Raw genomic sequence first — 19,274 nt, 5'->3', positions numbered from 1 at the left:
CGGTCCCTCAGCTGTCGAAACGCCCGAGCAGCGGCTGGGCCCGGGCGGTCGGCCGGGCCAGCAGCAACTGGGCGGTGCCGATGGTGCGCTCGAGGAAGCCGCCTTCGCAGTAGCACAGGTAGAACTCCCACAGGCGCAGGAAATAGTCGTCGTAGCCCAGCTCGCCCAGGCGGCCGTGGGCGCGGCGGAAGTTCTCGTGCCACAGGCGCAGGGTGCGCGCGTAGTGCGGGCCGAAGTCCTCCATGTGCAGCAGGTTCATGTCGGTTTCGCGGCTGACCACTTCGAGCATCTTGTGCACGCTGGGCAGGGCGCCACCGGGGAAGATGTAGCGCTGGATGAAGTCGACGCTGTTCTTCGCTTGTTCATAGCGTTGGTCGCGGATGGTGATGGCCTGCAACAGCATCAGGCCGTCGCTCTTGAGCAGATGCGCGCATTGCTTGAAATAGTTGGCGAGGAACGAGTGGCCGACGGCCTCGATCATTTCGATGGAGACCAGCTTGTCGTACTGGCCGGTGAGGTCGCGGTAGTCTTCCAGCAGCAGGGTGATCCGGTCCTGCAGGCCCAGGCTGTCGATACGTTGCCGGGTGTAGGCGAACTGTTCCTTCGACAGCGTGGTGGTGGTGACCCGGCAGCCATGATGCAGGGCGGCATGGATCGCCATGCTGCCCCAGCCGGTGCCGATCTCCAGCAGGTGATCGCCCGGTTGCAGGTCGAGTTTGCGGCAGATGCGCTCGAGCTTGTTCAACTGCGCCTGTTCCAGGGAGTCATCGGGGCTGAGGAACTGCCCGGCCGAGTACATCATGGTCGGGTCGAGGAACTGCTCGAACAGCGCGTTGCCCAGGTCGTAGTGGGCCTCGATATTCTTGCGCGAGCCCTTGCGGGTGTTGCGATTGAGCCAGTGCAGGGCCTGGACGAAAGGACGCCCGAGGCGGGCCAGGCCGCCTTCCATGGCATCGAGCACGTCGAGGTTGCTGACGAACACCCGGACCACCGCCGTCAGGTCCGGGGTGGTCCAGTAGCCATGGATAAAAGCCTCGCCGGCACCGATCGAGCCATTGCCGGCGACCATGCCCCAGACCGCCGGGTCCTGGATATGGATCTCCCCCAGCAGGCTTTCGCCGGTATTGCCGAACAACTGGCGCTCGCCGTCCTCGACCAGCAGCAACTGGCCGTGGCGCAGGGCGCGGAGCTGGCGCAGTACGCCACGGCGCAACAGGCTGGTGGTCAGGGTGTTGGTGCTGAACAGATTGGCCCTGGTCACCAGGCTAGAACTTTTCATGACGTTGTTCCTTATCTTGCGCGGTGGCAATACCAAAGGCGCCATCGGCAGCCTGGTGGGAGAAGATCGGCATCCGTTTGAGCAGCAGGCGCAGGGCCTGCCAGTAGATCGCCAGGCAGGTCTTGGCGGTCATCCAGGGAAAACGCCAGAGGTAGCGGTGCAGGCTGGCCCGGCTGAGGGCTTCGTGCCGCAGGTTGAGGGTGGCGTCGAAGACCTTCAACTCGCCCTGCCAGTCGGCCATGTGCACGCCGAGCCTGGCATTCGGCTGGCTGAAGCTCATGCGGTATTCCAGGTCCCGCGGCAGGAACGGCGAGACATGGAACGCCTTGGTCACCGCGACATGCTGGTGGCCCTCGCCGTCAGCGGGCAGCACATAGTGGTAGTGCTCGCCCCAGGGGGTATTGGTCACTTCGCAGAGGATCGCCGCCAGGCGTTCGTCGGCGTCGAAGCAATAGAAGAAACTCACCGGGTTGAATGCCAGGCCCCAACTCCGTGCCTGGGTCAGCAGGCGTACGGGGCCCTGCGGGGCATGCCCGAGGGCACGGGCGACCTGCTGGCGCACCGCTTCGATCAGCGGCATGCCCTCGCGGGTCCAGGTACGCAGGTAGTCGCTCTCGCGGAAGGCGAAGGGCGCGAAGCGACTGCGTCCCGCCAGCGCTGACAGCCCGAGCACGCTGTCCTGTTCATCGAGGTCCAGGTACAGCAGGCCGATCCGGTAGCGGAAGGCGTGGGCCCGCGGCGCAAAGCGCCGGTGAGCGATCCAGCCGCTGTACAGGGCGCTGTTCACAGGTATTCACCGAAGGCGCCGGCCACGCGCAGGGCGCTGTTCACGCCGTCTTCGTGGAAGCCGTTGGCCCAGTAGGCTCCGCAATAGTAGGTATGTCGCTCGCCATACAATTCCTCCCAGCGATGCTGCGCGGCCACGGCGGCCAGGCTGTATTGCGGGTGGGCGTAGGTGTAGCGGGCCAGGACCTTGCGCGGATCGATATCGGCGCCCTGGTTGAGGCTGACACAGAAGGTGGTGTCGCTGCGGATGCCCTGGAGAATGTTCATGTTGTAGGTCACGGCGGCCAGGCGCAGGCCATCGCCACCGAGGCGGTAGTTCCAGCTGGCCCAGGCCAGCGGGCGCTCCGGCAGCAGGCGGGTGTCGGTGTGCAGCACCACTTCGTTGTCGGCGTAGGGCAGCGCGCCGAGGATCTGCTGTTCGGCGCTGCTCGGCTCGGCCAGCAACCGCAGTGCCTGGTCGCTGTGGCAGGCGAACACCACCTTGTCGAAGCGTTCGCTGCCGGCAGCGCTGTGGATAACCACGCCATGGCCGTCGCGCTCGACCCGGGTCACCGCGCAATCGAGGCGGATGCGTTCGCGAAAGCCGGCGATCAGGGGATCGATGTAACGACTCGAGCCGCCTTCGATCACCCGCCATTGCGGGCGGTTGCTGACCGACAGCAGGCCGTGGTTCTTGAAGAAGCGTACGAAGAACTGCAACGGAAAACCGAGCATGTCCGCCAGGGACATCGACCAGATCGCCGCGCCCATGGGCACGATGTAGTGCTGGATGAACCGCTCGCCATAACCGCCGTCGCACAGGTAGGTGCCGAGTGTGGTGTCGGCGGCGATGCGCTGCTGCTCCAGATCGTCGAGGGCCTGGCGGTTGAACCGCAGGATATCGCGCAACATGCCCCAGAAACCCGGGGACAACAGATTGCGGCGCTGGGCGAACAGGCTGTTGAGGTTGTTGCCGTTGTATTCGCGGTTGGCCGCCGGGTCGCGCACCGAAAAGCTCATCTCGGTGGCCTTGTAGCCGACGCCGAGCTGGCCGAGCAGGCGGATGAAGTTCGGGTAGGTCCAGTCGTTGAAGACGATGAAGCCGGTATCGATGGCGTGCTGCTCGCCATTCACCGTGACGTCCACGGTATGGGTATGCCCGCCGATCCAGCTGGCGGCTTCGAACAGGGTGATCTGGTGATTGCGGTTGAGCAGGTAGGCGCAGGTCAGGCCCGCGATGCCACTGCCGATCAGGGCGATTTTCATGAAGGGTCCTTGTCCTTGCCGTTATTGCGCGCCATGCGCCTGCCGATCGCCAGTTGCAGGCGCTTGGGCAGGCGTGACAGTGGCCAGAGCCCGGCCATGAACAAGGCCGGGAAGCTGATTTCCAGCGGCCGCTTGTGGAGTTTCTCGCAGATGTAGCCGGCAGCCTTGTCGGCCGGCCAGCTCAGGGGCATGGGGAAATCGTTCTTCTGCGTCAGCGGGGTGTCGACGAAACCGGGGCTGACGATGGTGACGTCGATACCTTCGCGGGCCAGGTCGATCCGCAGGGATTCGAACAGGTAGCGCATGCCGGCTTTCGAGGCACCGTAGGCTTCGGCGCGCGGCAGCGGCAGGAAGGTCACGGCGCTGGCGATCGCCACCAGGTGCGGCTCGGTGCCGGCCCTGAGCAGGGGCAGGGCGATCTCGATGCAGTAGCTGCTGGCGAGCAGGTTGGTACGCACCACCCGTTCGACGACCGAGGCATCGAACGCCTGGGCATCGACATATTCACAGGTGCCGGCGTTGAGAATCACCGTGTCGAGACTGCCCCAGGCCTGCTTGATGCGTTCGCCGATCTCGCGTACCTGGCGGCTGTCGGTCAGGTCGCCGGGGACCAGCAGCACCTGGCCCGGATAGCGCTCGTCGAGGGCTTCCAGTGCTCGCACATTGCGGGCGCTGACGGCCAGCTGGATGCCGCTCTCGAGCAGCACCTCGGCCATGGCCGCGCCGATCCCGCTGCTGGCACCGGTCAGCCAGATGCGACGTGCGGAGGACAGGCTCATGCGACTCTCCTTTTCAGCCACGCGGTGGCGTGCCCGAGCAATGGCAGGTGGTCATAGAGCAGTGCCCCGGCGTCGAAATAATCCCGGTGGCGGTAGACCTTGTGGATCCATAGCAGATGGGAGCAACCCTCGACATGGATCGGCTCGCCCCTGGCGAGCCTGGGATGACGATAGCTCATGTTCCAGCGCAGATAGCCTTCGCCCTCGCGGACCTGGTCGAGGCCATGGAAGTCGAAGTGCAGCCCGCTGATGTCGCTGTACATCCGGGCGAAATAGCCCTGCAGCTCCGCCAGGCCGCTGACTTCGTGCAACGGGTCGGTGAACCGCACGTCGTCGCTGTACAGTTCGGCGAGCAGGTGCAGGTTGTCCTTGTCCAGGGCTGCGAAGCGCTGGACGAAATGGTGCAGGAACTCACTCATGCGCGGCTCCGGTATCCAGCCGCGCCGGCAGGCTCTTGAAGGCGGCCAGGGCGCGTTCGCGGCTTTTGCCCAGATCGACGATGGGTCGTGGATAGTCGGCGACGCCGAACAGGCCGCCGACGGCCGCCGGGTTGTGCACTTCCTTCTTGTTCAGCCCAGCCAGTTCCGGCAGCCAGTGCTTGATGAACAGGCCCTCGCTGTCGAATCTCTCCGACTGGCTGATCGGGTTGAAGATGCGGAAGTAGGGGGCCGCGTCGGTGCCGGTGGACGAACTCCACTGCCAGCCGCCGTTGTTCGCCGCCAGATCGCCGTCGATCAGGTGGCGCATGAAGAAACGCTCGCCTTCGCGCCAGTCGATCAGCAGGTTCTTGGTCAGGAACATCGCCACGACCATGCGCAGGCGGTTGTGCATCCAGCCGGTGTCGAGCAGTTGGCGCATGGCCGCGTCGATGATCGGCAGGCCGGTGCGGGCCTGTTGCCAGGCCGCCAGTTCCTGCGGGGCATCGCGCCAGGGCACGGCTTCGGTTTCCGGGCGGAAGGCGCGGTGCCGCGAGACCCGCGGGTAGCCCACCAGGATATGTTTGTAGAACTCGCGCCAGAGCAGTTCGTTGATCCAGGTGACGGCGCCGGCGTTGCCGCTGTCGAATTCGCCCTGGTTGTTCTGCAGGGCGGCGTGCAGGCACTGGCGCGGGGAGACCACGCCGGCGGCGAGGTAGGCGGACAGCTGACTGGTGCCGGGCTTGGCCGGGAAGTCCCGCTCACTCTGGTAGTAGTCGATCTGCTGGTCGGCAAAGGCGTCCAGGCGCCGCCGGGCTTCGGCTTCTCCGGCCGGCCAGAGGTCGCGCAGGGCCTGGGATGGTGGCGGAAAACCTTCGACTTCGGCGGGAATCGGATCGCTGCCCAGGCTCAGCGGCAACTGCGCGCGGGGTGCCTCGACCATGGCCGGCAACGCGCCGTGAAGGCGGCTGTAGCAGACCTTGCGGAACTGGCTGAAGACCTGGAAGTAGCCACCGGTCCGGGTCAGTACACTGCCGGGCTTGAAGAACAGTTGATCGAGATAGCTGTGGAAGCCGATGCCGTGGGCTTCGACGGCCTTGGCCACGGCCTGGTCGCGGCGGGTTTCGTGCACGCCGTATTCTTCGTTGAGATGCAGGGCGTCGATTCTCAGGGCCTGGCACAACTCGAGCAGGACCGCAGGGACCTGCTCCCAGGTGTCGGCATGGCGAACCAGCAGCGGAATATTCAGGGCGGCCAGCGCCTGGCTCAGCTCCCGCAGGTTGCGCAGCCAGAAGTCGACCTTGCACGGGGCGTCGTCGTGGGCCAGCCACTGGGCCGGTGTCAGCAGATACACCGCCACCGTGGGACCGCGCCGGGCGGCGGCGCTCAGGGCGGTGTTGTCATGCAGGCGCAAGTCGGTGCGCAGCCAGAACAATTGCATAGTCATTCCTTGGGCCATGGGCGAGATCGCTAGAGCAGTCCGAGCCGGGTCAGGCCCTGGTGCGCTGACAACGGGTCTTCGGCCAGGCTCACGCCCGGGTTCTCGTCGCTATATACGGACAGTTCGACAAAGTGGATGCACACCGCGGCGCCGGTGATCAGCCTGGGGCAACCGATACCGCCGAGCAGCCGGGGCAGGGCGCTCAGGCTCAGCGCCTTGCTGGAATACAGGACCACGGCCCGGGCCTTCAGGTGTTCGACGGCCAGCGCCAGTTCGCCGGGCGGCAGCGGCCAGTCGAAGACCTCCACCGGGCAGTCGGCGCTGCTGGCCAGCCAGGCGGTCAGCCACAGGTGCGGCTCCAGCGGCAGGTCCGACTGGTTGACCAGCAGCAGAGGGGCGCCCTTGAGCTGGCGATTGTTGTGATAGATCCGTGCGCCGAGCTTGCTGCGCAGCCAGGAGTAGAAGAAGGTCCGCTCCATCTGCCCGCCGAACTGGCTCTGCCAGCGCTGCTCGAGTTCCGCCAGCAGCGGGATCAGCAGCTGTTCGCAGACCGTGCGGGGCGGATACAGCGACATCGCCTGGTTGAAGCTGTCATCGACCTGGCGCTCATCCAGCTGGCCGATGGCCCGGACCAGGTTGTGGTGCAGACGATGCCAGTCGTTTTCCGGCGGTTCGGCGGGCGGCTGCGGGGCATCGAGCAACCGCTTGACCTGGCGCACCGCCACGCCACGGTTCAACCAGGTCAGGATCGCCTGGATGCGTTGCACGTGTTCGGTGGAAAACAGCCGGTGCCCCTTGGGCGTGCGGTGCGGCACGATCAGTCCGTAGCGCCGCTCCCAGGCCCGCAGGGTGACGGCGTTGACGCCGGTCTGCCGGGCCACTTCGCGGATCGGCAGCCAGCCGGCCGCCAGGGCGCTGGCGTAGTCGGGGTTGGCTTCGTCGTCTTCGGGGAGAGTCATGGTCAGATCGCGTTCCGCAGGCTGAGATTTTCCGGGTGAGGCTGCAGGTAGACCTGCAAGGCCACGTAGGGATCGGGGTGCTGGCGGAAGTGGTGCTTGAGCAGGGTCAGCGGCACCACCAGCGGCACGATGCCGAGGCGGTACTGGCCGATGAGCTGCTGCATTTCCTGCTTGTCCGCGGCGCTGAGGGTTTGCTTGAGGTAGCCGCTGAGATGCTGCAGGACATTGGTATGGGTGCGGCGGGTCGCGCATTTCTTCAGGGCGGCCATCAGTTCGCTGAAGTAGCGTGGGCCGACCTCGTTCGGATCCGACTTGCCCATGCTGCCCAGCAGGTGACCGAGGGCCTTGTACTGCGGGGGGTTATGGGCCATGAGCAGGTACTTGTGGCGTGCGTGGAAGTCGGTCAGGGCCCGGCGGCTCAGGCCGCTGGCGCACAGTTCCTGCCAGGCGGCGTAGGCGAAGACCCGGGTCAGGAAGTTTTCCCGTAACACCGGATCGTTCAGGCGGCCTTCTTCTTCCACCGGCAGGTCGGGGTGCCGGGCGCAGAAGACCTGGGCGAAGATGCCGCGTCCGGCGTGCTCGGCGGGGCGGCCACCGTCCTGGTAGACCTTGACCCGCTCCAGCCCGCAGGACGGCGATTTCTGCATGAAGATATAGCCACAGATATCCTTGAGCTCGGCCGCCATTCGCGTGCCGTAGTCCGCCAGCGCGTGGGTGACGTCAGTGTCGGGGTGCACCGTGCCGACGGCCCTGGGATGTTGCGGATCGCCCACCAGGCGAATCGGTTCGCGGGGCGTGCCCAGGCCGATCGCCACTTCCGGGCAGACCGGGAGGAAATCGAAATATTCGCTGAGGGTGCGGCTGCACAGTCGCGATTCCTTGTGCCCGCCGTTGTAGCGCACCTCGGCGCCCATCAGGCAGGCGCTGATGGCGATCCTCGGTTTACGGGGTGTATCGGTGGGCAAGGGCATTCGGCGAACCTCGGGGATTTACTTGTACAAGTCTCGTGTCTTGTACAACTAAATCTCATCATAGGTTCTATCTTGTACAAGTCAAATATTTTGTACAAGATTGCTTGGCCGACGTTATTGCCAGCCCATCCGCCAACTGGCGGCGTCCTGCAGGGTCTGCCAGGCGACGCGCTGATTGCGTCGGGTCAATACCGCTTGCAGTTCGAGTTCGAGGACCGTGCCGATCTCATCGCAGAACAGTTCGGTGACCAGGAAGTGTTTTTCCCGGTTTTGCGGGCGAGCTGCTGTCCACTTCGACAGCAGCAGCTTGCGTGGGTTGATCCGGTTCACGCCAGGTGTTCCAGCAGCCGGCGGGCGGCTTCCTGGCCGCTGAGCCAGGCGCCCTCGACACGGCCCGACAGGCACCAGTCGCCACAGACATACAGGCCCAGGTCGGCGTCGGCCAGGGCGCCCCATTCGCGCGCGCCGGCAGGACGGGCGTAGAGCCAGCGGTGGGCGAGGGTGAAGGTCGGGGCGGGCATGGTGATATGCAGCAGTTCGGCGAACGCCCCGTGCAGGTGTTCGATCACGGCTTCCCTGGACAGGTCCAGGTGCTGCTTGCTCCAGCTGCTGGTGGCATGCAGGACCCAGGTGTCGAGCTTGTCGTCGCGTCCCGGTTTGCTGCGGTTGCGGGCCAGCCAGTCGAGCGGGCTGTCCTGCACGAAGCAGCCTTCCATCGGGGTATCCAGCGCTGTCTCGAACGCCAGGGCGACGGCCCAGGTCGGTTCCATCTGCACGCCGGCGGCGGCCCCGGCGAGTTTCGGCGCGGCGGCGAGCAGGGCGGTGGCCTGGGGCGCCGGCGTGGCGATGATGACGTGGCTGAACGGGCCATGGGTGAAGCCTTCGGCGTCCTGCAGGTGCCAGTGCTGTTCGCCGCGGAACACTTCGGTGATGCGGCAACTGAAGTGGGTTTGCAGGTCTCCCAGCAGGCCGCGGGTGATGGCGCTCATGCGCGGGGCGCCGACCCAGCGGGTCTGCTCGTCCGGCGACAGGTTCAACTGGCCGTTCTGCCAGGTGTAGAGCGTCGGGTCCCATTCGGCGACCCAGCCCTGGCTTTGCCAGCGTTGTACTTCGTTGACGAAACGGCGGTCGCGGGCGGTGAAGTACTGGGCGCCCATGTCCAGCGACCCGGCGTCGCTGCGTTTGCTCGACATGCGTCCGCCGCTGCCGCGGCTTTTATCGAACAGTTCGATGGCGTGCCCGGCATCCTGCAATGCGCGGGCGGCTGAGAGTCCGGCGATACCGGCACCAATTATTGCGATAGGTACAGTCATAGGGGCCTCGTTACCTGTCTGCACAGACTACGCCGTCGGTAAAACCTGTACAATCTTGATTTTAGGTATAAGTTGCGACCTTCCTGTCGTCTGAAGCTGTCCTATTGTTAAACACATATTCTGTCGAGAAGAAAAGAGCCCTGTGTATAAAAATAGACTAACGCTCCCGACAAAACGTTACGCGAGGACGCTTTCATGCACATATTGCTGACAGGCGGTACTGGTTTGATCGGGCGCCAGCTGTGCAAGCACTGGTCGGCACAGGGGCATCGCCTGACGGTCTGGAGCCGCCGGCCCGAGGACGTGGCCCGCTTGTGCGGGGCGCAGGTGCGTGGCGTGCGCCATCTGGAGGACCTGGCCGGCGAGCCGCTGGACGCGGTGATCAACCTGGCCGGCGCGCCGATTGCCGACCGCCCCTGGACCCACAAGCGCAAGGCATTGCTGTGGAGCAGCCGGATCCAGTTGACCGAAACCCTGCTGGCCTGGCTCGAAGGGCGCGAGCAACGTCCGGCGGTGCTGATCTCCGGCTCGGCGGTGGGCTGGTATGGCGACGGTGGCGAGCGTGAGCTGACGGAAGATTCGCCGCCGGTCAGCGAAGACTTTGCCAGCCAGTTGTGCATCGCCTGGGAGGAAACCGCGCAACGCGCGCAGGCTTTGGGTATTCGCGTGGTGCTGGTACGAACCGGCCTGGTGCTGGCGGCCGAGGGCGGCTTTTTGTCGCGCCTGCTGCTGCCGTTCAAACTCTGCCTGGGCGGCCCGATCGGCAACGGTCGGCAGTGGATGCCATGGATCCATTTGCAGGATCAAATCGCCCTGATTGATTTTCTTCTGCACCGCGACGACGCCAGCGGTCCTTATAATGCCTGCGCGCCGAAACCGGTGCGCAACCGTGCGTTCGCCAAGGCCCTGGGCCAGGTGCTGCATCGTCCGGCCGTGATCCCCATGCCGGCCCCGGCCTTGCGGATCGGCCTCGGCGAGTTGTCGCTGTTGCTGCTCGGCGGCCAGCGCGCGGTGCCCAATCGCCTGCTGGCGGCGGGCTTCGTCTTTCAGTTTACCGATCTGCCCGCGGCCCTCGACGATCTGTCGGGTCGCCTCTGACATAGGACATTGCATGACCGATCACGCGCTGCTACTGGTCAACCTGGGTTCGCCGGCTTCCACTTCGGTTGCGGATGTGCGCAGTTACCTCAATCAGTTTCTGATGGATCCCTATGTGATCGACTTGCCGTGGCCGATTCGGCGCCTGCTGGTGTCGCTGATCCTGATCAAGCGCCCCGAGCAGTCGGCCCATGCCTATGCCTCGATCTGGTGGGACGAGGGCTCGCCGCTGGTGGTGTTGAGCCGGCGCTTGCAGCAGCAGATGAGCACGCAATGGACCCAGGGGCCGGTGGAACTGGCCATGCGTTATGGTCAACCGTCGATCGAGACGGTGCTGACCCGGCTGGCCTCCCAGGGTATCCGCCAGGTGACCCTGGCACCGTTGTATCCGCAGTTCGCCGATAGCACCGTGACCACGGTGATCGAAGAGGCACGGCGGGTGGTGCGCGAGCGCAGGCTCGACGTGCAGTTTTCCATCCTGCAGCCGTTCTACGACCAGCCGGAATACATCGAAGCCCTGGTGGCGAGCGCGCGACCGCACCTGGCGCAGGGGTTCGATCATTTGCTGCTGAGTTTCCATGGCCTGCCGGAGCGCCACCTGACCAAGCTTGACCCCACGGGCAGCCACTGCCTCAAGGATGCCGACTGCTGTCGGAATGCATCGCCCGCGGTGCTCGCCACGTGCTACCGCGCCCAATGCCTGCGCACGGCGGCGGCGTTTGCCGAGCAGATGGGATTGGCGCAGGGGCAATGGTCGGTATCGTTCCAGTCACGTCTTGGCCGGGCGAAGTGGATCGAGCCCTACACCGAGGCACGCCTGGATGAGCTGGCCAGGTCCGGGGTGAAGAAGATCCTGGTGATGTGCCCGGCGTTTGTCGCCGATTGCATCGAGACGCTGGAGGAGATCGGCGATCGCGGGCGCGAGCAGTTTATCGCGGCGGGAGGCGAGGAGTTGGTGCTGGTACCGTGCCTGAACGATGAGCCGCAGTGGGCGGCGGCGCTGAACACGCTCTGTGAGCGGGCGCCGTTGGCCCTGTAAATGCAAATCGTGAAAACCCTGCTGGACCCTGTAGGAGCCGGCTTGCTGGCGATGGCAGCGGTGCGGTTTTCTGTCAAACCGCGTCGCCTGGATCGCCGGCAAGCCGGCTCCTACAGTTCTGTGTTGAATCGCAGATTTGCGTACAACACGGCCCCGTAGGAGCAAGCATGAGCCTTACAACAACGGCTCGTCGCCTTTCTTGTGCTTCCAGCTGTCATTGCCCGGCAGCAACAGGTTCAGGGCAATCGCCACCACGGCACACAGGGCGATGCCCTTGAGGCCGAAGTCGTCGGGGCCGGTGCCGGTGCCCACCAGCACGCCACCGATGCCGAACACCAGGGTCACCGAGACGATCACCAGGTTGCGCGCTTCGCCCAGGTCGATCTTGTGGCGGATCAGGGTGTTCATCCCCACCGCGGCAATCGAACCGAACAGCAGACAGAGGATCCCGCCCATCACTGGCACCGGGATGCTTTGCAGCAGGGCGCCGAACTTGCCGATAAACGCCAGGCTGATGGCGAAGATCGCCGCCCAGGTCATGATTTTCGGGTTGTAGTTCTTGGTCAGCATCACCGCGCCGGTCACTTCGGCATAGGTGGTGTTGGGCGGACCGCCGAACAGGCCGGCTGCCGTGGTGGCGATGCCGTCACCCAGCAGGGTGCGATGCAGGCCCGGCTTCTTCAGGTAGTCGCGACCGGTCACGCTGCCCACGGCGATCACTCCGCCGATATGCTCGATGGCCGGGGCCAGCGCCACCGGGACAATGAACAGGATCGCCTGCCAGTTGAACTCCGGCGCGGTGAAGTGCGGCAGGGCGAACCAGGGTGCGGCGGCGATCTTGGCGGTATCGACCACGCCGAAGTAGAACGACATGGCAAAGCCCACCAGGACCCCGGAGATGATCGGCACCAGGCGGAAGATGCCCCTGCCGAACACCGCCACGATCAGCGTGGTCAGCAGCGCCGGCATCGAGATCAGCATGGCGGTCTGGTAATGAATCAGTTCCGAGCCGTCGCCGGCCTTGCCCATCGCCATGTTCGCGGCAATCGGCGCCATGGCCAGGCCGATGGAGATGATCACCGGACCGATCACCACCGGCGGCAGCAGCCGGTCGATGAAACCGGTGCCCTTGATCTTCACCGCGAGGCCCAGGAAGGTGTAGACGAAACCGGCCGCCATCACCCCGCCCATGGTCGCCGCCAGGCCGAACTGGCCCTTGGCGAGGATGATCGGGGTGATGAAGGCGAAGCTCGACGCGAGGAACACCGGCACCTGGCGCCCGGTGACCAGTTGGAACAGCAGAGTCCCCAGGCCCGCCGTGAACAGCGCGACGTTGGGGTCGAGGCCGGTGATCAGCGGCATCAACACCAGGGCGCCAAAGGCCACGAAGAGCATCTGCGCGCCAGACAGCACCGTGCGCCAGAGCGGGTCGTTGAACTCATCCCGCATGTCAGGCGTCCTTCTGCTTGGTGCCGAAGATCTTGTCACCGGCATCGCCCAGGCCCGGGATGATGTAGCCGTGCTCGTTCAGTTTCTGATCGATGGAGGCGGTGTAGATGGTCACGTCCGGGTGGGCTTTCTCGACCACGGCGATGCCTTCGGGAGCCGCGACCAGGACCATCGCGCGGATGTCCTTGCAACCGGCTTTCTTCAGCAGGTCGATGGTCGCGACCATCGAGCCACCGGTGGCGAGCATCGGGTCGATGATCATCGCCAGGCGTTCGTCGATTTCCGGGACCAGTTTTTCCAGGTAGGTGTGGGCTTCGAGGGTTTCCTCGTTGCGGGCCACGCCCACGGCACTGACCTTGGCGCCCGGGATCAGGCTGAGCACGCCTTCGAGCATGCCGATACCGGCGCGCAGGATCGGCACCACGGTGATTTTCTTCCCTGCGATTTTCTCGACCTGTACGGTGCCGCACCAGCCTTCGATGTCATAGGTTTCGAGGGGCAGGTCCTTGGTCGCCTCATAGGTCAGCAATGCACCGACTTCCTGGGCAAGCTCACGGAAGTTCTTCGTGCTAATGTCAGCGCGGCGCATAAGGCCGAGCTTGTGACGGATCAGCGGATGGCGGATCTCACGGATGGGCATGGGGAAAGGCTCCGACGGCGGGCAAAAAAACCGCCCTAGATTAATCTATCCGGGGAAGATGTCCTATAGAACGGTAATACGTTAGTCCAGAAACGCTTGATCTGACCCTGCCGGGTGCGTACCTTTGCCGGCTTTTCTTGCGCAGCTCCCTGCACAAGCCCTACCCAAGCATCTATGGAGAGCGCCATGTCCGCTGATCTCGAGCATATCCGTCAAGTCATGCGCGAAGCCGACTGCCTGTACACCAACGACGAAGTCGAAGCGGCCATCGCCCGGGTCGGCGCGCAGATCAATGCCGACCTGGCCGAGCGCAATCCGGTGGTGTTCTGCGTGATGAACGGCGGCCTGATCTTCTCCGGCAAATTGCTGACCCACCTCGATTTCCCGCTGGAAGCGTCCTACCTGCACGCGACCCGCTATCGCAACGAAACCAGCGGCGGCGACCTGTTCTGGAAAGCCAAGCCGGAAGTCTCGTTCATCGACCGTGACGTGCTGATCATCGACGACATCCTCGACGAGGGCCACACCCTGGGCGCGATCATCGACTTCTGCAAGCATGCCGGTGCCCGCAAGGTGCACACGGCCGTGCTGATCGACAAGGACCACGACCGCAAGGCGCGTCCTGACCTGAAGGCCGATTATGTCGGTCTGCCATGCATCGACCGGTACATCTTCGGCTACGGCATGGACTACAAGGGCTACTGGCGCAACGCTGCCGGCATCTTTGCCGTCAAGGGCATGTAAGCCATGGCCGCGCCGAGTTTTCTCGATCAGGCCCTGTTTGCCGACCTGGCCAGCAAGGCCGCGGCCAGCCCGCGTGGACGCACGCACCACAACTTTCACCAGATGGACGAGCCATGCCATCGCATGGCGGTCGGCCTGCAGCCCAATACCTATGTCCCGCCGCACCGGCATTTGAGCGCGGACAAGGCCGAGACCCTGCTGGTGCTCAAGGGCAGCCTGGGTCTGCTGGTGTTCGACGAGGACGGGCAAGTGGTGACCCGTCGTGTCCTGCAGGCGGGCGGTGACTGCCCGGCCGTCGACCTGCCGGCCGGGGTGTTCCACGGGTTGGTGGTGCTGGAGCCCGACACGGTGATGTTCGAGTGCAAGGCCGGCCCGTATCGCCCGGTGGGCGAGGGCGAGATGGCGACCTGGGCGCCCCGTGAAGGCGAGGCGCAGGTCGCCGCTTACCAGGCCTGGATGCGCGCGCAGTTCGACTGAAACCCCATGCTTTGCCGTATCATTAGCCGACTAACGACAGGCTATGGGTTTCTACGGCATGCTGGCGATCTTTCTCGGCACTCTCACCATCACCGCGCCGGTGTTCGCCATGCTGTTCCTGGGCGTGGCGCTCAAGCGCGTTGGCTGGATCAACGACAACTTCATCCACACCGCGTCGGCGCTGGTATTCAACGTCACCATGCCGGCGCTGCTGTTCCTCGGGATCCTCCACGCCGACCTGCATTCGGCCCTGAAGCCCGCGGTGCTGGGGTATTTCGCCATTGCCACGCTGGTGGGGTTCGCCGGTTCCTGGGGGTGGGCGATCTGGCGTTGTCCGAAGGAAGACCGGGGCATCTATACCCAGGGGGCCTTTCGCGGCAACAACGGGGTGATCGGCCTGGCCCTGGCCGCCAGCATGTACGGCGACTACGGGATTTCCCTCGGGGCGATCCTCGCGGCGCTGGTGATCCTGTTCTACAACACCCTGTCGACCATTGTCCTGGCGGTCTATAGCCCGGTGATCAAGTCCGATCCCTGGAGCATCTGCAAAAGCGTGTTCAGCAACCCGCTGATCATCAGCGTGATCGCCGCCGCGCCCTTTGCGTACTGGCAGATCGGCCTGCCTGGCTGGCTGGAAACCTCCGGCAACTACCTGGCGCAGATGACCCTGCCGCTGGCGCTGATCTGCATTGGCGGCACCTTGTCCCTGGCGGCATTGCGCAAGAGCGGCGACATGGCCCTGAGCGCGAGCCTGGTGAAAATGGTCGGCATGCCGATCATCGCGACCCTGGGCGCATGGCTTTGCGGCTTTCGCGGCGCGGAACTGGGGATTCTGTTTCTCTACTTCGGCAGCCCGACGGCGGCGGCCAGCTTCGTCATGGCCCGGGCGGCCAATGGCAATCATGAACTGGCGGCGGCGATTATCGTGATCACCACGCTGATGGCGGCGATCACGACCAATATCGGCATCTTCGTGTTGCAGTGGGGCGGCTGGATCTGACGGCAGGCCCAGCCGCCGGCGGTCGCACTCAGTCCGCTGTCTGGTAGGCGTCGATCACTTCCTGGGCCGCGCGGAACGCATCGATGGCTGCTGGCACGCCGGCATACACCGCGCAGTGCAGCAGCGCTTCGCGGATTTCCTCGACGGTACAGCCATTGTTCAAGGCGCCGCGTACGTGGCCCTTGAGTTCCTGCGGACACTTGAGCGCGGTCAGCGCCGCGAGGGTGATCAGGCTGCGGGTCTTGAGCGGCAGGCCTTCGCGGTTCCAGACGCTGCCCCAGGCGTGTTCGTTGACGAAATCCTGCAGCGGCTGGCTGAACTCGGTGGCATTGCCCAGGGCACGGTCGACGAATACATCGCCCATCACCTGACGACGCATCTCGACACCAGGTTTCTTCTGATCGGTCATTGCAGTGGCTCCTATGAGTGTTGGCGACGCCAGGCCCGCAGCGTACTGAACAGCAGGTACGCCAGCAGCGCCGGCAGGATGAAAAACAGCATCAGGTGTTCCAGGCGCACCGCCATCGGCATGCCGGTGGTGAACCACACCACATGCAGGCCGTAGGCCAGGTACAGGCCGAGAAACAGCAGGCCTTCGGCGCGGGTGATGCGATAACCGGAGTAGAACACCGGCCAGCACAACGCCGCGACGCCGAGCATGACCGGCAGGTCGAACGACAGGGCGTTGGGCGACACCGACAAGGGTTCCGGGGCGATCAGGGCCGTGACGCCCAGTACCCCCAGCAGGTTGAACAGATTGCCGCCGATCACGTTGCCGACGGCGATATCCCGCTGGCCGCGGAAGGCGGCGATCAGCGAAGTGGCCAGTTGCGGCAACGAGGTGCCGACGGCGACCACGGTCAGTCCGATGATACGTTCGGACAGGCCCAGCTCGGTGGCGACGTCCACCGCCGCATCCAGCAGCAGGTGACCGGCGAGCGTCAGCAGGGCCAGGCCCAGCAGCATCCAGGTCACGCTGCTGACCCAGGGCGCGCGCGGGCGGTCATGGGGATGCCCGGGGTGATGATGGGCATGCTGGTTGTGCTGCGAGGTACGCAGCAGCAAGCCCAGGTACAGGGCGAAAATCACCAGCATCAGCACGCCGTCGAAACGGCTCAGCTCTTCGTTGAAGGCCAGGCCGAAGACCAGCAGGCTGGCGACGATCATCAGCGGGATATCCAGGCGCACCAACTGGCGCGAGACCCGCAAGGGGATGATCAGCGCCGAGAGGCCGAGGGTCACCAGGGTGTTGAAGATATTGCCGCCGATCACGCTGCCGACCGCGATATCGGCGTTTTCATAAAAGGCCGCCTGCAGGCTGACGGCCATCTGCGGCGCGCTGCTGCCGAAGGCGACGATGGTCAGGCCGATCAGCAGCGGGCGCACCCGCAGGCTTGCCGCCAGGCGCACGGCCGCACGCACCAGCAGTTCGGCGCCGACGATCAGCAGTAACAGGCCGCCGAGCAGTTGGATCAGGCTCAGGAGCGGCAGGGCGGTCAATCCGAAAATGGCGGGGGCTCCCGAAGTCAGTCGTTGAGGCTTTGTACACGAACGCGCGCGGTGCCGCTTTGCAGCATACCCAACTGCTCGGCCGCTTCCCGTGAAAGGTCGATCAGGCGCCCACGGGTATGGGGGCCACGGTCGTTGATACGGACCACGACGCTGCGGTCATTGGCGAGGTTGGTGACTTTTACCCGGGTGCCGAAGGGCAGTTGGCGATGGGCGGCGGTCAGGCCGTGCTGGTCGAACGGTTCGCCGCTGGCGGTACGTTTGCCGTGGTGCCGGGCGCCATAGTAGGACGCCATGCCGGTTTCATTGTAGCCGCGCGGGTCGATATCGTGAGTGGCGCAACCGGCCAGCAGGGTGAGGAGGGCGCAGGCGCCAAGCAGGCGTTTCATCGGGGGCACTCCCTACAGTGATCGTTCCCACGGCGGAGCATGGGGTAGGCCTGCCTGTGGGAGCGGGCTTGCCCGCGAAGACGATGTATCTGCGCCATCGTATTCGCGGGCAAGCCCGTTCCCGCAGTGGACAGGCATGCAAGGCTGGCGGGAGCGGCCGTTGCCGGCCGCGCCGCTATCAGCCTTCGAGCTTGCTTTTCAGCAATTCGTTCACCTGTTGCGGGTTGGCCTTGCCCTTGGAGGCTTTCATCGCCTGGCCGACAAAGAAGCCGAACATCTTGCCGCGCTTGGCCTCGTCCGCCGCCCGGTACTGTTCGACCTGCTCGGCGTTGGCCGCGAGGACTTCGTCCAGGACCTTCTCGATGGCGCCGCTGTCGGTCACCTGCTTCAGGCCACGGGCCTCAATCACCTGGTCGGCGTTGCCTTCGCCGTTGGCCATGGCTTCGAAGACGGTCTTGGCGATCTTGCCGGAAATGGTGTTGTCCTTGATCCGCAACAACATGCCGCCCAACTGCTCGGCCGTCACCGGCGCCTGGTCGATTTCCACGCCCAGCTTGTTCAGCAGGCTGCCCAGCTCGACCATGACCCAGTTGGCCGCCAGCTTGGCGTCGCCGCCGATGTTCGCGACCTGCTCGAAGTAGTCCGCCTGCTCGCGGCTCGAGGCCAGTACGCTGGCGTCATACAGCGACAGGCCGTACTGGGACTGGAAGCGCTCGCGTTTCTGCGGCGGCAGTTCGGGCAGGTTGGCGCGCACGGCATCGAGGAACGCATCCTCGATGACCACCGGCAACAGGTCCGGATCGGGGAAGTAACGGTAGTCGTTGGCTTCCTCCTTGCTGCGCATGGCGCGGGTCTCGTCCTTGTTCGGATCGTACAGGCGGGTCTGCTGGATGATCTTGCCGCCGTCTTCGATCAGTTCGATCTGGCGCTGGACTTCAGTGTTGATCGCCTTCTCGATGAAGCGGAACGAGTTGACGTTCTTGATCTCGCAGCGGGTGCCGAATTCGACCTGGCCCTTCGGCCGTACCGACACGTTGCAGTCGCAACGCAGCGAACCTTCGGCCATGTTGCCGTCGCAGATGCCCAGGTAGCGCACCAGCGCGTGGATCGCCTTGACATAGGCCACGGCTTCCTTGGCGCTGCGCATATCCGGCTCGGAGACGATTTCCAGCAGCGGCGTGCCGGCGCGGTTCAGGTCGACACCGGTGGAACCGCTGAATTCTTCGTGCAGGCTCTTGCCGGCATCTTCTTCCAGGTGCGCCCGGGTGATCCCGACACGCTTGACCGTGCCGTCTTCCAGGGTGATGTCCAGGTGGCCCTTGCCGACGATCGGCAGTTCCATCTGGCTGATCTGGTAGCCCTTGGGCAGGTCCGGGTAGAAGTAGTTCTTGCGGGCGAACACGTTGTGCTGGCCGATCTCGGCGTCGATTGCCAGGCCGAATTTCACGGCCATGCGCACGGCTTCTTCGTTCAGCACCGGCAACACGCCCGGCATGCCCAGGTCAACCAGGCTGGCCTGGGTGTTGGGCTCGGAGCCGAAGGTGGTCGAGCTGCCGGAGAATATCTTCGATTGGGTGGCGAGCTGGGTATGAATCTCCAGCCCGATCACGACTTCCCATTGCATGGTGTTACTCCTCGAAATCTTGCCAGGGGACGTTTGAAGCGTTGCGAGCGAAGGTAAGGCAAGGCGAAGGCTGACGAGTAAGCGCAGTTGACCTTAGTCAATGAGCATTACGCGTC

Annotated in this window: 21 protein-coding genes; 5 read left to right on the top strand and 16 right to left on the bottom strand. The window is 64.7% G+C overall.

Annotated features, from left to right (window positions below):
• Positions 1-7: 7 nt before the first annotated feature.
• The 10 genes from ACL9RJ_RS10280 to ACL9RJ_RS10235 all read right to left on the bottom strand — a co-directional run bounded on the left by ACL9RJ_RS10280 (position 8) and on the right by ACL9RJ_RS10235 (position 9,189).
• Entirely contained in the window at positions 8-1,279 is a 1,272-nt protein-coding gene (locus ACL9RJ_RS10280; protein ID WP_017126570.1) for an SAM-dependent methyltransferase, read from the bottom strand.
• Positions 1,266-2,066 carry a DUF1365 domain-containing protein gene (locus ACL9RJ_RS10275; protein ID WP_177119252.1) on the bottom strand — a complete coding sequence of 267 codons (801 nt, stop codon included), beginning with the start codon at positions 2,064-2,066 and terminating at the stop codon, positions 1,266-1,268. Before ACL9RJ_RS10275 ends, ACL9RJ_RS10280 begins: the two co-directional genes overlap by 14 nt.
• Positions 2,063-3,310, bottom strand: a complete 1,248-nt coding sequence (locus ACL9RJ_RS10270) for an NAD(P)/FAD-dependent oxidoreductase (protein ID WP_017126568.1) — start codon at positions 3,308-3,310, stop codon at positions 2,063-2,065. Before ACL9RJ_RS10270 ends, ACL9RJ_RS10275 begins: the two co-directional genes overlap by 4 nt.
• On the bottom strand, positions 3,307-4,089 hold the full coding sequence (locus ACL9RJ_RS10265) for an SDR family NAD(P)-dependent oxidoreductase (RefSeq protein WP_177119253.1): 783 nt from the start codon (positions 4,087-4,089) through the stop codon (positions 3,307-3,309). The genes ACL9RJ_RS10270 and ACL9RJ_RS10265 overlap by 4 nt, the downstream gene beginning before the upstream one ends.
• Positions 4,086-4,508 (bottom strand): nuclear transport factor 2 family protein, encoded by a 423-nt coding sequence (locus ACL9RJ_RS10260; protein WP_017126566.1) that lies wholly within the window; start codon positions 4,506-4,508, stop codon positions 4,086-4,088. The genes ACL9RJ_RS10265 and ACL9RJ_RS10260 overlap by 4 nt, the downstream gene beginning before the upstream one ends.
• Entirely contained in the window at positions 4,501-5,946 is a 1,446-nt protein-coding gene (phrB, locus tag ACL9RJ_RS10255) for a deoxyribodipyrimidine photo-lyase (protein ID WP_422765193.1), read from the bottom strand. Before phrB ends, ACL9RJ_RS10260 begins: the two co-directional genes overlap by 8 nt.
• 29 nt (positions 5,947-5,975) lie before the next feature.
• The gene (locus ACL9RJ_RS10250) at positions 5,976-6,905 is read right to left on the bottom strand and encodes a MerR family transcriptional regulator (RefSeq protein WP_422765192.1); all 930 of its coding nucleotides are present in this window, start codon (positions 6,903-6,905) and stop codon (positions 5,976-5,978) included.
• Between the two features lie 2 nt (positions 6,906-6,907).
• Positions 6,908-7,876 (bottom strand): YbgA family protein, encoded by a 969-nt coding sequence (locus ACL9RJ_RS10245; protein WP_042935445.1) that lies wholly within the window; start codon positions 7,874-7,876, stop codon positions 6,908-6,910.
• Positions 7,877-7,990: 114 nt separating this feature from the next.
• Positions 7,991-8,206, bottom strand: a complete 216-nt coding sequence (locus tag ACL9RJ_RS10240; protein ID WP_017126562.1) for a TIGR02450 family Trp-rich protein — start codon at positions 8,204-8,206, stop codon at positions 7,991-7,993.
• Complete coding sequence (locus tag ACL9RJ_RS10235) at positions 8,203-9,189, bottom strand: NAD(P)/FAD-dependent oxidoreductase (RefSeq protein ID WP_042935443.1); 987 nt, start codon at positions 9,187-9,189, stop codon at positions 8,203-8,205. The genes ACL9RJ_RS10240 and ACL9RJ_RS10235 overlap by 4 nt, the downstream gene beginning before the upstream one ends.
• 195 nt (positions 9,190-9,384) lie before the next feature.
• On the opposite strand from ACL9RJ_RS10235, the gene ACL9RJ_RS10230 reads away from it, so the two are divergent.
• Together ACL9RJ_RS10230 and hemH are read left to right on the top strand one after the other, a co-directional pair.
• On the top strand, positions 9,385-10,287 hold the full coding sequence (locus ACL9RJ_RS10230; protein WP_042935441.1) for a TIGR01777 family oxidoreductase: 903 nt from the start codon (positions 9,385-9,387) through the stop codon (positions 10,285-10,287).
• A gap of 13 nt (positions 10,288-10,300) precedes the next feature.
• Complete coding sequence (gene hemH / locus ACL9RJ_RS10225) at positions 10,301-11,326, top strand: ferrochelatase (RefSeq protein ID WP_017126559.1); 1,026 nt, start codon at positions 10,301-10,303, stop codon at positions 11,324-11,326.
• Positions 11,327-11,500: 174 nt separating this feature from the next.
• Here the strand turns inward: hemH and ACL9RJ_RS10220 are convergent, their stop codons facing one another.
• A complete protein-coding gene (locus ACL9RJ_RS10220) occupies positions 11,501-12,775 on the bottom strand; it encodes a uracil-xanthine permease family protein (protein ID WP_017126558.1) in 1,275 nt (424 codons plus the stop codon).
• A gap of 1 nt (position 12,776) precedes the next feature.
• Positions 12,777-13,415, bottom strand: coding sequence for a uracil phosphoribosyltransferase (gene upp / locus ACL9RJ_RS10215; RefSeq protein ID WP_017126557.1), 639 nt, complete (start codon positions 13,413-13,415; stop codon positions 12,777-12,779).
• Between the two features lie 186 nt (positions 13,416-13,601).
• Here upp and ACL9RJ_RS10210 point away from each other — a divergent pair, with 186 nt between their 5' ends.
• The 3 genes from ACL9RJ_RS10210 to ACL9RJ_RS10200 are packed head-to-tail and all read left to right on the top strand — an operon-like array spanning position 13,602 to position 15,636.
• Positions 13,602-14,159 carry a hypoxanthine-guanine phosphoribosyltransferase gene (locus ACL9RJ_RS10210; protein ID WP_017126556.1) on the top strand — a complete coding sequence of 186 codons (558 nt, stop codon included), beginning with the start codon at positions 13,602-13,604 and terminating at the stop codon, positions 14,157-14,159.
• Between the two features lie 3 nt (positions 14,160-14,162).
• Positions 14,163-14,636, top strand: a complete 474-nt coding sequence (locus tag ACL9RJ_RS10205) for a WbuC family cupin fold metalloprotein (protein WP_177119256.1) — start codon at positions 14,163-14,165, stop codon at positions 14,634-14,636.
• A gap of 58 nt (positions 14,637-14,694) precedes the next feature.
• Positions 14,695-15,636: an AEC family transporter gene (locus tag ACL9RJ_RS10200; RefSeq protein ID WP_042935461.1), complete on the top strand. Its 942-nt coding sequence runs from the start codon at positions 14,695-14,697 to the stop codon at positions 15,634-15,636.
• A 28-nt stretch (positions 15,637-15,664) separates the two neighbouring features.
• On the opposite strand, the gene ACL9RJ_RS10195 is transcribed toward ACL9RJ_RS10200, so the two are convergent.
• The 4 genes from ACL9RJ_RS10195 to gatB all read right to left on the bottom strand — a co-directional run bounded on the left by ACL9RJ_RS10195 (position 15,665) and on the right by gatB (position 19,176).
• A complete protein-coding gene (locus tag ACL9RJ_RS10195; protein WP_017126553.1) occupies positions 15,665-16,045 on the bottom strand; it encodes a carboxymuconolactone decarboxylase family protein in 381 nt (126 codons plus the stop codon).
• Between the two features lie 11 nt (positions 16,046-16,056).
• On the bottom strand, positions 16,057-17,112 hold the full coding sequence (locus tag ACL9RJ_RS10190; RefSeq protein ID WP_042935460.1) for a calcium/sodium antiporter: 1,056 nt from the start codon (positions 17,110-17,112) through the stop codon (positions 16,057-16,059).
• A gap of 50 nt (positions 17,113-17,162) precedes the next feature.
• Positions 17,163-17,534 (bottom strand): septal ring lytic transglycosylase RlpA family protein, encoded by a 372-nt coding sequence (locus ACL9RJ_RS10185; RefSeq protein WP_177085494.1) that lies wholly within the window; start codon positions 17,532-17,534, stop codon positions 17,163-17,165.
• A 178-nt stretch (positions 17,535-17,712) separates the two neighbouring features.
• The gene (gatB, locus tag ACL9RJ_RS10180; RefSeq protein ID WP_422765223.1) at positions 17,713-19,176 is read right to left on the bottom strand and encodes an Asp-tRNA(Asn)/Glu-tRNA(Gln) amidotransferase subunit GatB; all 1,464 of its coding nucleotides are present in this window, start codon (positions 19,174-19,176) and stop codon (positions 17,713-17,715) included.
• Positions 19,177-19,274: the final 98 nt, after the last annotated feature.

The organism is Pseudomonas sp. Mn2068 (genome assembly GCF_049319725.1).
In the GTDB taxonomy this organism is placed as follows: Bacteria; Pseudomonadota; Gammaproteobacteria; order Pseudomonadales; family Pseudomonadaceae; genus Aquipseudomonas; species Aquipseudomonas gingeri.
This window is presented reverse-complemented; position numbering and strand designations above follow the sequence as displayed.

Coding starts and splice junctions, on each gene's coding strand:
- ACL9RJ_RS10205 (WP_177119256.1), top strand. CDS start 14,163: ATGGCCGCGCCGAGTTTTCTCGATCAGGCCCTGTTTGCCGACCTGGCC.
- ACL9RJ_RS10185 (WP_177085494.1), bottom strand. CDS start 17,534: ATGAAACGCCTGCTTGGCGCCTGCGCCCTCCTCACCCTGCTGGCCGGT.
- ACL9RJ_RS10195 (WP_017126553.1), bottom strand. CDS start 16,045: ATGACCGATCAGAAGAAACCTGGTGTCGAGATGCGTCGTCAGGTGATG.
- hemH (WP_017126559.1), top strand. CDS start 10,301: ATGACCGATCACGCGCTGCTACTGGTCAACCTGGGTTCGCCGGCTTCC.
- ACL9RJ_RS10250 (WP_422765192.1), bottom strand. CDS start 6,905: ATGACTCTCCCCGAAGACGACGAAGCCAACCCCGACTACGCCAGCGCC.
- ACL9RJ_RS10270 (WP_017126568.1), bottom strand. CDS start 3,310: ATGAAAATCGCCCTGATCGGCAGTGGCATCGCGGGCCTGACCTGCGCC.
- ACL9RJ_RS10280 (WP_017126570.1), bottom strand. CDS start 1,279: ATGAAAAGTTCTAGCCTGGTGACCAGGGCCAATCTGTTCAGCACCAAC.
- ACL9RJ_RS10230 (WP_042935441.1), top strand. CDS start 9,385: ATGCACATATTGCTGACAGGCGGTACTGGTTTGATCGGGCGCCAGCTG.
- upp (WP_017126557.1), bottom strand. CDS start 13,415: ATGCCCATCCGTGAGATCCGCCATCCGCTGATCCGTCACAAGCTCGGC.
- ACL9RJ_RS10265 (WP_177119253.1), bottom strand. CDS start 4,089: ATGAGCCTGTCCTCCGCACGTCGCATCTGGCTGACCGGTGCCAGCAGC.
- ACL9RJ_RS10245 (WP_042935445.1), bottom strand. CDS start 7,876: ATGCCCTTGCCCACCGATACACCCCGTAAACCGAGGATCGCCATCAGC.
- ACL9RJ_RS10260 (WP_017126566.1), bottom strand. CDS start 4,508: ATGAGTGAGTTCCTGCACCATTTCGTCCAGCGCTTCGCAGCCCTGGAC.
- ACL9RJ_RS10220 (WP_017126558.1), bottom strand. CDS start 12,775: ATGCGGGATGAGTTCAACGACCCGCTCTGGCGCACGGTGCTGTCTGGC.
- ACL9RJ_RS10210 (WP_017126556.1), top strand. CDS start 13,602: ATGTCCGCTGATCTCGAGCATATCCGTCAAGTCATGCGCGAAGCCGAC.
- ACL9RJ_RS10200 (WP_042935461.1), top strand. CDS start 14,695: ATGCTGGCGATCTTTCTCGGCACTCTCACCATCACCGCGCCGGTGTTC.
- ACL9RJ_RS10235 (WP_042935443.1), bottom strand. CDS start 9,189: ATGACTGTACCTATCGCAATAATTGGTGCCGGTATCGCCGGACTCTCA.
- phrB (WP_422765193.1), bottom strand. CDS start 5,946: ATGCAATTGTTCTGGCTGCGCACCGACTTGCGCCTGCATGACAACACC.